The sequence below is a fragment of the Enterobacter sp. TCD1-1 genome (assembly GCF_020567405.1).
Lineage (GTDB): Bacteria > Pseudomonadota > Gammaproteobacteria > Enterobacterales > Enterobacteriaceae > Enterobacter > Enterobacter quasiroggenkampii.
In genome coordinates this window covers 1540046-1553921 of record NZ_JAJCXF010000001.1, presented here as the reverse complement: position 1 = coordinate 1553921, position 13876 = coordinate 1540046, and the positions used below count along the sequence as shown (strand labels likewise).

The window sequence follows — 13876 nt, the reverse complement described above, 5'->3', positions numbered from 1 at the left end:
ATGAAAAGGAAATTTATGTTTCGTCAGTGGTTAGCGTTAGTGATTATCGTGCTGGTGTATATCCCGGTCGCGATTGACGCGACGGTGCTGCACGTGGCGGCGCCAACATTGAGCATGACGCTGGGCGCCAGCGGTAACGAATTATTGTGGATCATCGATATCTACTCGCTGGTGATGGCGGGTATGGTGCTGCCGATGGGCGCCCTGGGTGACCGCATCGGTTTTAAACGGCTGTTGATGATCGGCAGTACGCTGTTTGGTCTGTCATCGCTGGCGGCTGCGTTTGCCCCCTCAGCAGGATGGCTGATCGCGGCGCGCGCCTCGCTGGCGATCGGTGCGGCGATGATTATTCCGGCCACCCTGGCAGGGATCCGCACGCTTTTTACCGACGCGAAAGATCGCAACATCGCGCTCGGCGTCTGGGCGGCGGTCGGTTCCGGCGGGGCGGCGTTTGGCCCGCTGATTGGCGGTATGCTGCTGGAGCATTTTTACTGGGGATCGGTGTTTTTAATCAACGTGCCGATCGTGCTGGTGGTGGTGTCGCTGGCCGCGCGTTTTGTGCCCCGTCAGCAGGGCCGCCCGGAGCAGCCGCTGAATATCAGCCATGCCATCATGCTGATTGTGGCGATTTTGCTGCTGGTCTACAGCGCCAAAACCGCGCTTAAGGGCGCTCTGGCGCCTTGGCTGGTGGCGTGTACCCTGCTGACGGGTGCCGTGATGCTGTTTATTTTTGTGCGTATTCAGCTTCGTGCCCACGTACCGATGATCGATATGCGTCTCTTCTGCCATCGCATTATTCTGAGCGGCGTGGTGATGGCGATGACCGCCATGATTGCCCTGGTCGGGTTTGAGCTGCTGATGGCCCAGGAGCTGCAGTTTGTCCATGGTTTTACGCCGTTCGAGGCGGGCATGTTTATGCTCCCGGTAATGGTGGCTAGCGGGTTCAGCGGACCGATTGCCGGTGTGCTGGTGGGCCGTCTGGGGCTACGCATCGTCGCGGCCGGCGGCATGGGGCTCAGCGCCGTCAGCTTTATCGGCCTGTCGACGCTCGACTTCAGCACGCAGCAGTGGCAGGCGTGGGGGCTGATGGTGCTGCTCGGCTTCAGTGCCGCCAGCGCGCTGCTGGCCTCGACTTCCGCCATTATGGCTGCCGCGCCGAAGGAGAAAGCCGCCGCCGCAGGGGCGATTGAAACCATGTCCTATGAGCTGGGAGCCGGGCTGGGGATCGCCATTTTTGGTCTGCTGTTGACCCGCAGCTTCTCGGCGTCGATTGACCTGCCGCAGGGGCTGAATGCCTCGCTCATCGATAAAGCCTCGTCATCAATTGGGGAAGCGATGAAGGTGGCGCAGGATCTGACGCCGTCCCTGGCGGAGCCGGTGATTGAGGCGGCGAAAAGTGCGTTTATTACCTCCCACAGCGTGGCGCTGGGCAGTGCGGGCGGCATGCTGCTGTTGCTGGCAGTGGGGATCTGGTTTAGCCTGGCGAAGGTCAATCCGCAGTAAACCGCGCGGTAAAACAGGGGCAACGGTTGGCGCGGGCGGGGCAGATGAGCTATGTTTTTTAAAGGATTATCTGACTCTTGCTGGAAAATATGAGCCCGCGCCACAGCAGTGAACCGTCCCAACCTCTCTCCCGGTTAACCCTGCTTGCAGGGGGCGCGCTGGGTGTTGTTTTTGGTGATATCGGCACCAGCCCGCTTTATACCTTCCGGACGGTGCTTTCGCTCTCTGAGCATGACCCGACGCCCGACGTCATCCTGGGCCTGCTCTCCCTGATTACCTGGACGCTCATCCTGGTGACCTCCATCAAGTATGCCGCCTTCGCCATGCGAATTGATAATCATGGCGAGGGGGGCATTATGGCCCTGATGTCGCTTCTGGTGGAAAAAGGCAAAGGCGGTCGCTGGGTCATTTTTGCCGCCCTAATTGGCGCCGCGTTGATATACGGTGACGGCGCGATAACCCCGGCCATCTCCGTGCTTTCCGCCCTGGAAGGGCTGGAGATGGTCATTCCGGAGTCCCAGCCGTACATCTTACCCCTCACGGTTGCGGTGTTGCTGGCGCTGTTCCTGATCCAGCCTTTTGGTACCGCCCGCATAGGGAAGATATTTGGCCCGGTGATGGCGCTGTGGTTCCTGGCGATTGCGGCCCTGGGCGTGCGGGGGATCGTTCAGCACCCCTCGGTACTGTTGGCCCTTAATCCTGCTTACGGCATCGCGTTTTTGTTTTCGAACGGGTACACCAGCTTCCTGGTCCTGGGGGGCGTATTTCTCTGCGTGACGGGTGCCGAGGCGCTGTACGCCGATATGGGGCATTTCGGTAAAAAGCCCATCTGGTTTGCCTGGTACGGCGTCGTCTTCCCTTCGCTGCTGCTCAACTATGCTGGTCAGTCAGCATTGATTCTGGCCGGTGCCGACAGCAAACAAAATCTATTCTATACGCTCTGTCCACCAGCGCTGCAGGTGCCGCTCATCATTCTTGCCGCGCTGGCGACGATCATTGCCAGTCAGGCGATTATTACCGGCGCTTTTTCCATGACGCGTCAGGCGATTCAGCTCGGCTGGTTACCCCGGCTACGCATCAAACAGACGGCGGCAGAAAGCTACGGTCAGATCTATATCGGGATAATAAACTGGATGCTGATGGTGGTGACGATAGGGCTGGTGGTGTTCTTTAAATCCTCCGACAAGCTTGCCGCGGCGTACGGCATTGCTGTGTCGTTAACCATGCTGATGACGACAGGACTGCTGTTTGTCGCTATGCGGGAAGTATGGCGCTGGAGCCTGTTCAGCAGCGGGATCATCGCCCTCTGTTTCCTGACGATCGATGCTACCTTCTTATTTGCCAATCTGATTAAGGTCCTTGAGGGCGGCTACATCCCGCTGCTGATGGCCGCCGCCATTTGTACGGTGATGCTGATCTGGCATCGCGGCGTGCAGGCGGTATCCGCGTCGGTGGGCGAGAAGGGCATCAGCGTGGATGCGTTCTTTGCCCAGCTTCAGCAAAAGACGGTGCCCAGAGTGACGGGCTCTGCCGTCTTTTTGACCCGCACGCAGAACAATATCCCACCGGTAATGCGCTGGCATGTCGCGCGAAACCGGGCGCTACAGCAGGACGTGTTGTCGCTGACCATTGATATTCTCAACGTGCCCTACGTCGGAGAAGAGCAGCGTATCAGGGTGGAGCAGCGCGCGCCGGGCTACTGGCACGGCGTGGCGCAATATGGCTTTATGGAACACCCGGACATCCCGCGTTTGTTGCAGGGCGTCAGCGAGATTAACGCAATTTTTGCCACGGACGACGCCACCTGGTATGTCGGGCATGAAACCATTGTGGCAGGCGAAGGCGGGGCCGGTATGGCGGCCTGGCAGCGAAACATTTTTGCCTTCATGAAGCGCAACTGCACGCACGTCATCAACCACTACCACCTTCCCAGCGATCGGGTGGTTGAAATCAGCCGCCGCGTTGCCGTCTAGCGTCGCGCGAAAGCAGGGGCTGCTTTCGCGCCGTTCTAGCTCTCCTGAGCCGCGGACAGGACGCTGTGCAACAGCACGTTTGCCCCTTTCTCGGACCACTCCGGCAGGATCCTTTCCGCTTCGTTATGGCTGATGCCTTTTACGCAGGGGATAAAGATCATGCTGGCAGGGGCAATGTTGCTGACATAGCAGGCGTCATGTCCCGCACCCGAGACCATCGGTTTCGACGAATAGCCCAGTTCTGCCACCGCCTTCTCCGTTCGAGCCAGACATTTGGCATCAAACGCGATGGGCGCGTAGTCAAAAATGCGCTCAACGAGTGCCGACACGCCGCGCAGACTCAGGCTTTCAGCCACCTTATGCAGCGCTGCCTCCATGGCTTCCAGTGCCGCCTGCGCCGGATGGCGAAACTCCACGCTGCATACCACGCGAGACGGCACGACGTTGCGCGAGTTTGGCGTAACCTGCGCCATACCGATCGTCGCGCGTCCGTCCGGCGCATGCCGATAGCCAATTTCTTCCACCTTCAGCGCCAGCTCCGCGAAGGCGGTCAGCGCGTCGCGGCGGCTGTGCATCGGCGTGGTGCCCGCATGAGCGGCAAATCCGTCCAGCGTCAGGGTAAACCAGCGCTGGCCCATTGCCGCGCGGACGAGCCCGATATCCAGGGCTTCGTCTTCCAGAATCGGTCCCTGTTCGATGTGCAGCTCGTAGCAGGCGTGAACCGGAAACGCGCGGGCAGGGGTTTCACCCCGGTAGCCAATGCTATCCAGCGCTTCACCCACGGTGATGCCATCGTGATCGGCGCGGGCATGAGCGTACGCTTCGCTAAACTGCCCCGTCCAGACCCCTGAAGCAAGCATGGCTGGTGCGAAGCGCGCGCCTTCTTCGTTGGTCCAGTTAACCAGCACGATGTCACGCTCCGTCTCAACGTGATGGTCATTGAGGGTACGCAGCAGCTCCAGCCCGGCCAGCACGCCGTAAACCCCGTCGTAGTTCCCCCCCAGCGGCTGGGTATCCACGTGTGAACCGGTCATGACCGGGGCAAGCTGCGGTTTTTTTCCCGCGCGGCGGATAAACATATTGCCCATGCTGTCGACGTCACAGGTAAAACCGGCGTCCAGCGCCCAGTCGCGCAGCAGGTTACGCGCAACACGATCTTCCTCGCTTAATGCCAGACGGGTGACGCCACCGGCGGGCGTGCCGCCGATCTGCGCCATCATCTCAAGCGTTGACCACAACCGTTCGGCGTTGACGCGGATCATGGCTTGTCCTTGCTGCTGCGGTAGCGGAAATCACAGCACGCACCGCCTTGCATAATGGTAGTGGTGCGGGTTAGCTCAACGTCCGGCGCATAGCCAACGATGAATTTTTCATCGCGCGCGCAGGAGAGCAGGTGGCCAATCTCGCCCAGCCCCATCTCGTGGTACATCTCCGCGTAGCGACAGCGGGTCACGTTATAGTTGTACTGCTGGTCGTCGGCGTCGATCACCTTCACCTCCAGGGCGTTATCTTTCTCCCACAGATACTGCAGGGCGATAAAGCTCTTGATGTTCGCGCCGTTGGGTTCTTTGCTGGCAAACGCTTTGCCAGCGTCAATCGCGGCCTGCTCAATGGCCTCGCCAATCACCGCCTGGGCGCGGGCTTTCCCTATCTCGCGCACCAGGATTTCATAAATTGGCTTAATAATTTCGGCTTCAATTTTGCGGCGGGCGAGAATGCCCAGCTCGTTATTATCACTCATCACATTGCCTCGCTGCGTTACTTCGCTTTTGCGCCGCCCAGCACGGTCTGCGGCTGCCATTTGCCGTCGACAACCTTGTAGACCGTGAACGACGGCGATTTCAGGTTGCCCTCTTTATCAAACGCGATCTGCCCGGTGACGCCGGAATAGCTGATGGCGCGCAGAGCAGGCAGATACGCGGAAGGCTCAACGGAGTCTGCTTTTTCCATTGCCGCAACCAGCACGCGGGTGGCGTCATAGGCGAACGGGGCGTGCAGTTCGATATGGGTGTGGTAGCGGGACTGATAGGCCTGTTCGAATGCCTTTCCACCCGGCATCTGGTCAACGGGCAGACCCGGCTCCAGCGCCACAACGCCTTCGCCTTCTTTCTGCGCCAGCTTGAGGAACGTCTGGCTGACGAATCCGCCTGCGCCCATCAGCGTGGCATTCATGCCCAGCTGTTTGATGCGGCGAGCCAGCGGTGCGGCCTGGCTGTCGACGCCGCCGAAGAAGATCAGATCGGCGTTTTTACTGCGGATGGCGGTCAGTACGGCGCTGAAATCGACCGTTTTGTCATCCACGTACTGACGATCGACAATTTTCACGCCCTGGGCTTCAAGCGATTTAATAAACTGGTCTGCAAGCCCCTGACCAAATGCGGTGCGGTCGTCGATCACCGCAATGCGTTTGGCTTTCAGGGTATTGACCGCATACTGACCGGCGAGCTGGCCGCCGTCATCGTCGTGTCCCATCACGCGGAAGCTGGTATCAAAACCTTGTTGCGTATAGGCGTGACCGGTCGCGACTGGTGCCACCTGGGCGATGCCTGCATCGTGATAAATGCGGGCCGCAGGAATGCTGGTGCCGGTGTTCCAGTGGCCGACCACGCCCGCCACATCGCTGTCCACCAGACGCTGCGCGACGGCCACGGCGGTACGCGGGTCGGACTGATCGTCTTCGGACTGCAGTTTGAAGGTGACCGCTTTGCCGCCGATAGTCGGGTGCTGCTTATTAATGTCGTCAATGGCCAGCTGCGCGCCGTTCTCCAGATCTTTCCCGATACGGGCAGATGGGCCGGTCAGCGGGCCTGCCAGACCGATGACCACGGTTTCGCTGTCAGCGGCCCACGTGGCCGTCGAGGCAAAGCTGCCGAGGAGAATAGCGGCGCTGAGCGCACTGATTTTTACTGTTTTCATTGTATTTCCCTGATGTTGGCTGGTGTGGTTAAACGGGCATTTCGCCCAAATAAATCTGTGCAATCTGGTCGTCGCTAAGCAGCGCAGTCGATTCGCCATGATGAACAATGCTGCCGCTGTCCATCACCCACGCGCTGTCGGTCACTTCCAGCGCGAGCCGGGCGTTTTGTTCAATAAGCAGCAGGGCGACACCGCGCTTACGCAGCCCGGCGATCACGGCAAAAATGTTTTCGACCATCTTCGGGGCAAGGCCCATCGAAGGCTCGTCGAGGATCAGTAGACGCGGGCGGCTGAGCAGGGCGCGGTTAAGGGCCAGCAGCTGTTGCTCACCGCCGGACAACAGCCCGGCAAGCTGATGCTGGCGTTCGCCCAGACGCGGGAAGCGCTCGAATATCTCGTTCATTTCGCGTTTAACGGTGACAGTGTCACGCCTTAGCCAGGCGCCCATCTGCAGGTTTTCCAGTACCGTCATGCGGGAGAAGATCCCGCGGCCCTCCGGGACCATCACCAGTCCGTCGCGAAGCAGGGTCTCCGGGCTCTGTTTACGCACCGCTTTACCGCTGAATTCAATACTGCCGCTAAAGCTTTCCAGCCCGGTAATGGCGCGTACGGTGGAGCTTTTCCCCGCGCCGTTCGCGCCGATCAGCGTAGCCTGTTCGCCCTCGCGCAGGGTAAAGGAGACGTCGCGTACGGCCTGAATGCCGCCGTAATGCACGTCCAGACGTTCTACCTTCAGTAATTCAGACATGGGCGTTGCCTCCAAGCCAGGCGGCGATCACTGCCGGATCGCGCCGCACGTTTTCCGGCGTGCCGCTGGCAAGCGTTTTGCCGTAATCAAGGACCGTCAGGCGGTCGCAGATGCCCATCACCAGCTTGACGTCATGTTCAATCATCAGCAGGGTTTTGCCGTCATCACGGATGCGGATGAGCAGCTCGCCGAGCGCCACTTTTTCCGCCGCGTTCATCCCGGCGGCGGGTTCGTCCAGCGCCAGCAGCAGCGGATCTGTTGCCAGCGCGCGGGCGATTTCAAGGCGACGCTGATGGCCATAGGCCAGATCGCAGGCGCGATAGTGGGCGAACTGCGCAATGCCGGTATAGTCCAGCCAGTGCCAGGCCAGTTCGCGGGTCTGTTTCTCTTCCTCACGGGCGCGTTTGTGGTGGCTCAGCGCGGCCCACAGGCCGTTACGGGTGCGCACGTGGCGGCCCACCATCACGTTTTCCAGTACCGACATGTCGTTGAAGAGGCGCACGTTCTGGAAGGTGCGCGCAATCCCGGCGGCGGTCACTTTCTCAATGTGTTTTGGGAAATAGGGCTTATCCGCTATCGAAAACTCGCCGCTGTCCGCCGGATAAAGGCCGGTGATGAGGTTAAAGCAGGTGGTTTTTCCTGCGCCGTTGGGGCCGATCAGCCCGTAGATCTCGCCTCTGTTCACGGTTATCGAAACGTCATCTACAGCAGTCAGCCCACCGAAGCGTTTTGTCATGTTGCGTACGGTTAACAGGCTCATGCCTTCGCCTCCTTGTGGCGTACCGGCCAGATCCCGGACGGGCGTACCAGCATGACCAGTACCAGTGCCAGACCGTAAAACAGCTGACGCAGCACTTCCGGGTCAATCAGCACCGTACCGAACAGCGCCTGCTGAACCGGCGCTGCCTGGCTGCGCAGCAGTTCCGGCAGGGCGGTCAGCAGTACCGCGCCCAGGATCACGCCCGGAATGTGCCCCATGCCGCCCAGCACCACCATCGCCAGTACGGCAATCGATTCCTGTAACGTGAAGGATTCCGGGGAGACAAAGCCCTGAAACGCGCCGAAAAGCGCACCCGCCACGCCGCCAAAGGAGGCGCCCATCGCAAAGGCGAGCAGCTTATAGTTACGCACGTTGATGCCCATCGCGCGCGCCACATCTTCATCCTCGCGGATGGCGTGCCAGGCGCGACCAATGCGGGAATGCTGCAGGCGCAGGCAGACAAAAATAATCGCCACAATGACCAGCATCAGCAGGTAGTACCACAGCCACAGGGCAGGCACTTTGAAACCAAACCAGTGGTATACGCCGCTGAACTTTAGGCCGAACAGGTTCAACGTATCCACCCCGGTAATGCCCTTTGCGCCGTTGGTAATGTTTACCGGACGGTCGAGGTTACGCATCAGGATGCGAATAATTTCGCCAAAGCCGAGGGTCACTATCGCCAGGTAGTCCCCGCGCAGCTTGAGCGTAGGAGCACCGAGTAAAATCCCGCAGACTGCCGCGACGAGGGCGGCCAGCGGAATAATGAGCAGATACGAGGTGTGCAGCCCGTCCGGGAACCAGACGCCGAGGATCGGAAACACCTCCAGCAGGTGTGGGGAGGCCATCAGTGCCGCGAGGTAGGCGCCGACCGCGTAAAAGGCGATAAAGCCCATGTCCAGCAGGCCGGTATAGCCCACCACAATGTTTAGCCCGAGCGCCAGCATGATGTAGAGCAGAGCGAAGTCGATGACTCGCACCCAGTAGTTGCCGCCAAGCTGCGTGGCCACCACGGGAGCAATCAGCAGCGCAAGGCAGAACAGGCTCATGCCTGACCAGAATTTGCGTGTCGTCACCGGGGTCTGGAGTTGAAGTGTTGTCATGGTATTCCTTACGCCCTGTGCGCCACGCGCTCGCCCAGCAGGCCAGCCGGACGAAAGACCAACACCAGGATCAGCACCATAAAGGCAAAGACATCCTGATAGTTGCTGCCAAATACGCCATGGGTCAGTTCACCGAGGTAACCTGCGCCCAGCGCTTCGATAATGCCGAGCAGGATGCCGCCAATCATGGCGCCACGAATGTTACCAATGCCCCCCAGCACGGCGGCGGTAAAGGCCTTGATCCCGGGCAAAAAGCCCATCGAGAAGCTGGCGTTACCGTAATTGCTGGCCATCATCACGCCTGCCAGCGCGGCAAACACGCCGCCAATGGCAAACGTCAGGGTGATGATGGCGTTTGGGTTAACCCCCATCAGCGTGGCCACGCGTGGGTTTTCCGCCACGGCGCGCATACCGCGCCCCAGACGGGTGTATTCCACCAGCAGCCACAGGCCGGTCATCACAGCCAGCGCCAGCGCCACGGTGACAATGCCGGTAACGGTCACGATGGCGGGCGGGTGCGTTTCACTTCCAGACGTCACGGCAATCGGATCCATGGGCAGGATCTGCGGGAACATCAGCGGGTTGCGTGTCCAGATAATCATCGCCACGGTTTGCAGCAGGACGGAGACGCCGATACCCGAGATCAGCGGCGCGAGCCGCGGAGCGTTGCGCAGTCGACGGTAGGCAAAGCGTTCCACGGCCATCGCCAGCACGGCGCAAACGGCCATGGCAATCATCAGGGCAATGCCAAGCTGCAACAGCAGCGGCATATGCGGGAAGGTGGTGTTCAGGGCGTTCATGGCGGAGAGCGTGGTGAGCGCGCCGACCATCAGAATATCGCCGTGAGCAAAGTTAATAATGCGCAAAATGCCATACACCATGGTATAGCCCAGCGCGATCAGCGCATAGATGCTTCCCAGCATCACACCGTTGATCAGTTGTTGTATGAGTGTATCCAACGTCTGTACCCGCAAAGTGCTCGTTCTGCGGCTACCATCCAATAAATGAATTAAATTGTAAAATACGCATCTATTATTTCTTATGATAAATAAATATTGTTTTATCTTTATGATTTATATGAAAATAGTTTATGCCTGCTTTTGGGTGAAAAGCCTAAAGAAATCAACATATGAATAAAACAGAACAATTGGCGAATCTGGCGGCGTATGCAGAAAGCCGCCTGGCAAACGATCCGCCGCTTCGGGCCGTACGTGCCTTTGAGGCCATCGCCCGGCTGGGCAGCGTCACGCTGGCCGCACAGGAGCTGAATATCTCTCCGTCGGCCGTCAGCCATCAGCTCAAGGTGCTCGAAGGATACCTGCAAATGCCGCTCACGGAACGTCAGGGGCGCAGGCTGGTGCTGAGCCAGCACGGGCGGGAATATTACCGCTCGATCCGTGCGGCGTTTAACGTGCTGCGCCAGGCGACGGAGCACCTGGCGGAGCAGGCGCAAACGCGTCAGGTCACCATCAGCCTGATCCCGCTGTTTGGTATGGGGTGGTTTATTCCACGTTTGCCTGCGTTTATGCGCGCCAATCCCCAAACCGAGATCAACGTGGTGTATGCCAACCACCGTAACTATCTGAGCGACGCGTCGGATATGTCGATTCGTTTTGGCAACGGGCAGTGGGCGGGCTATCAGAGTGAAAAGCTGATTTCCGGTCAGATGGTGCCGGTGTGCAGCCGTGCGTTTTTACGCATTCATGGCCATATCGATACGCCTGAGCAGTTGCTGCAAATGCCGCTCCTGCACGATGAAGAGCGTACAAGCTGGACGCAGTGGTTTTTGTTGCAGGGGGTAAAACGTCCTCTCCGGCGCAGCGGCCCGCTGTTTGAAGACGGACTGTTGACGCTGGCGGGCGTACAGGCTGGTCTGGGCTGTGCGCTAATGCGTGAGCCGCTGATTGCGCCGTATCTTGAGAGCGGTGAGCTGGTGAAGATATTTGACCTACCGATTGATGACGGGCGCGATTATTACCTCTGCGTGCGTTCGGATTCAGAGATGACCGAGGACGGCAAGCTGCTGCAAACCTGGCTGCGTCGGGCGGCGGGCGGGGAGTCGTCCGTCGGGTAAAGGACGGCGAAAAAAAAGCCAGCTTGTTCAGCTGGCTTTTGGACAGACAAGGTTTTAGAACTGGTAGGTCAGACCCAGCGCCACGATGTTGTCGGTACCGATGCCTGCCTGGCGAGTGAACTTGTTGTCGTCGAGCAGGTTGATTTTGTAATCCACGTAGGTGGACATGTTTTTGTTAAAATAATAGGTCGTGCCAACATCGATGTATTTAACCAGATCCTGGTCGCCGAAGTTTTCGATGTCTTTGCCTTTAGACTGCAGGTAAGCGATGGACGGACGCAGGCCAAAGTCGAACTGATACTGAGCCACAACTTCGAAGTTTTGCGCCTTGTTTGCAAAGCCGTAGATGTCGGTACGCTTGTTGTTAGAGGTACCGAAGCGGGTTGCGTTATAGGTCTGAGAGTACTGCGCCGCGAGGTAAACGTTGTTCGCGTCGTATTTCACACCACCGCTGTACACTTCTGCGCGGTCGCCTTCACCGTATACGCCAGCCGCATTCTGGTCAGCGGTACGACGGGAAGAAGACATTGCACCACCTACGCTGAAGCCTTCGCCCAGATCGTAAGTCAGGGATGCGCCATAGCCGTCACCGTTCTGGTTCAGCAGGCTGCGGCCGCTGGTGTTTTCACCGCTTACGCTGCCGTTTTTACCCTGATACTGCAGAGCAAAGTTCAGGCCATCAACCAGACCGAAGAAGTCCTGGTTACGGTAGGTTGCCACGCCGTTAGCACGAGACTGCAGGAAGTTGTCGGCACCGTAGGTGTCACCGCCGAATTCTGGCAGCACGTCGGTCCAGGAGGTCACGTCGTAAATCACGCCGTAGTTACGACCGTAATCGAATGAACCTGCTTCCGCGAATTTCAGACCTGCAAACGCCACACGCGTCCAGGACTGGTTGTCGCCTTCGTCTTTGTTGCCCTGAATCTGGTATTCCCACTGGCCGTAACCGGACAGCTGATCGTTAACTTGCGTTTCACCCTTGAAGCCGATACGCATGTAGGTTTTATCGCCATCTGCGCCAGCGTCATCAGAGAAATAGTGCAGACCTGTCACTTTACCGTACAGATCCAGCTTGTTACCGTCTTTGTTGTAAATTTCGGCAGCGTTAACAACGCCTGCTGCCAGCATGGAAGTGACTGCCACTGCAACTAATTTAAGTTTCATCTTAAATGTTCCTTATAATTTTTTTTGGGTATTTCCTGAACCACTTTGAACGATTTCTAAACGAGGCTGTTCGTCAATGGCATGCTATTCTTAAAAATCTCGTCGTCTTATTTCAATAATAAGTTTCAAAATATTAGAGATAATTTCAATTAGTGTGATCTCGATCGTGTGGGAAGGGTGATATGCAAACAATATGAGCGGAATTTATACGATTAATATGTATTTAATGCGTGGGATTATTGCTGTCGCTATAATTTCTGAAGGTTTTAATATCGTGCGTTAGATTTCGGTATGTTCGAGGGGTTGGGGCGGGTTCTATTACTGTTTTTCTTTAAAATTAGTTGGTTAGTCTGAATATTCGACGGCTATTCCGCATATTTCAATAAATGTGTCAGATCTGAATTATTGCAGTCATGGCTATCCATGGCGTTAATATTGATGGTTGACTAATTTCATGCTGTTGTCAGTTTATGTCAATTCCTTTCAGGGTGCTTTACAGATAACAGCAAATATAAACCGAATTTAAACAGACTGTCTGTTATCAGAATAAATATTCTGAAGTGCGATCACATTTTAAATTTATGTTAATTATGTTGCCGGGTTGAAATTCCCCCGGCCACGGCAGAAAACCTTATTTTCGCGTTGCGTACCAGCAGAGCAACGACCCGGCGCAGACCATCAGCGCGCCTTGCCAGAACGAGAATGAAAGGGGGGAGCTTAACACTGCGGCAGCAAGCGCAGCAGAGAGGACGGGGGTAAAATAGGACACGGCAGCCAGCACCGTGACGTTACCGTGCAGGATACCAATATTCCATGCGGCGTAACCAAACCCAAGCGCAATGCCGCACATAATGAGCTTCACCACCACCGGGAGGGTAAACACCATGTCGGGCTGATCGCTCAGGGCATATTTCACCCACAGACTTAGCGCGGTCAGCAAGACAAACAGGGTGATGCCGTTTTGTCCTTTCGCAAATTTGCTGGTGACTGTGCAATAGGCGGCCCAGATAAAGGCCCCGGCAAACGCCAGCGCATAGCTGAGAGGGCTGGAAACGACATTGCGGGTTATTTCTTCAAGGTGTAATCCCTCTTCGCCACCCAATACCCAGCAGACGCCCAGCAGCGAAATGACCAGGCCTGGGATCACCCACAGGGTAGATTTTTGCCCGTTGAACAAAATCGCAAATACGATCGTCAGGCTCGGCCAGAGGTAATTCACCATACCGACTTCAATCGCCTGCGCGCGCGTGGCGGCATAGCCCAGCGACAGCGCCAGGCATATTTCGTAGCTGACAAATAAAACGCTGCCCGCAATAAGATACCGCGGCGAGAACCGTCTGATATCAGGAAATCCTACCGTCACCAGGCACAGCAATCCGCTGAGGGTATAGATCATCGCCGCACCGCCTACCGGGCCCAGTCCCTCACTCACGCTGCGAATAAGACCGACCATGGTGCTCCATAACAATATCGCCGCCAGCCCAATAAGCGTTGCTCTCTTTCTGTCCATTACTTCGCCATCGCAATAAAAATCAAAGGAAAAATGTATCGCATTACGCCTGTCGCTGTCGTGAATTATTCTCTTAAGCCGTTAATCAAAAAGGGGTAATGAAATATTGCGGGGGTGACTATTAA

The 13876-nt window shown here is 57.3% G+C and carries 12 protein-coding genes; 3 read left to right on the top strand and 9 right to left on the bottom strand.

Annotated features, from left to right (window positions below; genetic code table 11):
- Window positions 1–15: 15 nt before the first annotated feature.
- Together LJA86_RS07475 and LJA86_RS07470 are read left to right on the top strand one after the other, a co-directional pair.
- The gene (locus tag LJA86_RS07475; RefSeq protein WP_229226255.1) at window positions 16–1503 is read left to right on the top strand and encodes an MFS transporter; all 1488 of its coding nucleotides are present in this window, start codon (window positions 16–18) and stop codon (window positions 1501–1503) included.
- An 89-nt stretch (window positions 1504–1592) separates the two neighbouring features.
- Window positions 1593–3476, top strand: a complete 1884-nt coding sequence (locus LJA86_RS07470) for a potassium transporter Kup (RefSeq protein WP_229225932.1) — start codon at window positions 1593–1595, stop codon at window positions 3474–3476.
- 35 nt (window positions 3477–3511) lie between these two features.
- Here LJA86_RS07470 and LJA86_RS07465 read toward each other — a convergent pair whose 3' ends face one another.
- Genes LJA86_RS07465 through LJA86_RS07435 form a run of 7 tightly spaced genes read right to left on the bottom strand, consistent with a single transcriptional unit; the run spans window position 3512 to window position 9962 of the window.
- On the bottom strand, window positions 3512–4738 hold the full coding sequence (locus LJA86_RS07465; RefSeq protein ID WP_229225931.1) for a Zn-dependent hydrolase: 1227 nt from the start codon (window positions 4736–4738) through the stop codon (window positions 3512–3514).
- Entirely contained in the window at window positions 4735–5217 is a 483-nt protein-coding gene (locus tag LJA86_RS07460) for an L-2-amino-thiazoline-4-carboxylic acid hydrolase (RefSeq protein ID WP_023619185.1), read from the bottom strand. The genes LJA86_RS07465 and LJA86_RS07460 overlap by 4 nt, the downstream gene beginning before the upstream one ends.
- 17 nt (window positions 5218–5234) lie before the next feature.
- Window positions 5235–6392, bottom strand: coding sequence for a branched-chain amino acid ABC transporter substrate-binding protein (locus LJA86_RS07455; RefSeq protein WP_045908804.1), 1158 nt, complete (start codon window positions 6390–6392; stop codon window positions 5235–5237).
- A 28-nt stretch (window positions 6393–6420) separates the two neighbouring features.
- On the bottom strand, window positions 6421–7140 hold the full coding sequence (locus LJA86_RS07450) for an ABC transporter ATP-binding protein (protein ID WP_229225930.1): 720 nt from the start codon (window positions 7138–7140) through the stop codon (window positions 6421–6423).
- Window positions 7133–7900, bottom strand: a complete 768-nt coding sequence (locus LJA86_RS07445) for an ABC transporter ATP-binding protein (RefSeq protein WP_229225929.1) — start codon at window positions 7898–7900, stop codon at window positions 7133–7135. The genes LJA86_RS07450 and LJA86_RS07445 overlap by 8 nt, the downstream gene beginning before the upstream one ends.
- Window positions 7897–9003, bottom strand: a complete 1107-nt coding sequence (locus tag LJA86_RS07440; RefSeq protein WP_090392480.1) for a branched-chain amino acid ABC transporter permease — start codon at window positions 9001–9003, stop codon at window positions 7897–7899. Before LJA86_RS07440 ends, LJA86_RS07445 begins: the two co-directional genes overlap by 4 nt.
- Before the next feature lie 8 nt (window positions 9004–9011).
- Window positions 9012–9962 carry a branched-chain amino acid ABC transporter permease gene (locus tag LJA86_RS07435; RefSeq protein WP_069719169.1) on the bottom strand — a complete coding sequence of 317 codons (951 nt, stop codon included), beginning with the start codon at window positions 9960–9962 and terminating at the stop codon, window positions 9012–9014.
- 170 nt (window positions 9963–10132) lie between these two features.
- On the opposite strand from LJA86_RS07435, the gene LJA86_RS07430 reads away from it, so the two are divergent.
- Window positions 10133–11077 (top strand): LysR substrate-binding domain-containing protein, encoded by a 945-nt coding sequence (locus LJA86_RS07430; RefSeq protein WP_048223352.1) that lies wholly within the window; start codon window positions 10133–10135, stop codon window positions 11075–11077.
- Between the two features lie 54 nt (window positions 11078–11131).
- Here the strand turns inward: LJA86_RS07430 and LJA86_RS07425 are convergent, their stop codons facing one another.
- Window positions 11132–12241: a porin OmpC gene (locus tag LJA86_RS07425; protein ID WP_032647384.1), complete on the bottom strand. Its 1110-nt coding sequence runs from the start codon at window positions 12239–12241 to the stop codon at window positions 11132–11134.
- A gap of 631 nt (window positions 12242–12872) precedes the next feature.
- On the bottom strand, window positions 12873–13751 hold the full coding sequence (yddG, locus tag LJA86_RS07420) for an aromatic amino acid DMT transporter YddG (protein WP_229225928.1): 879 nt from the start codon (window positions 13749–13751) through the stop codon (window positions 12873–12875).
- Between the last annotated feature and the right edge of the window lie 125 nt (window positions 13752–13876).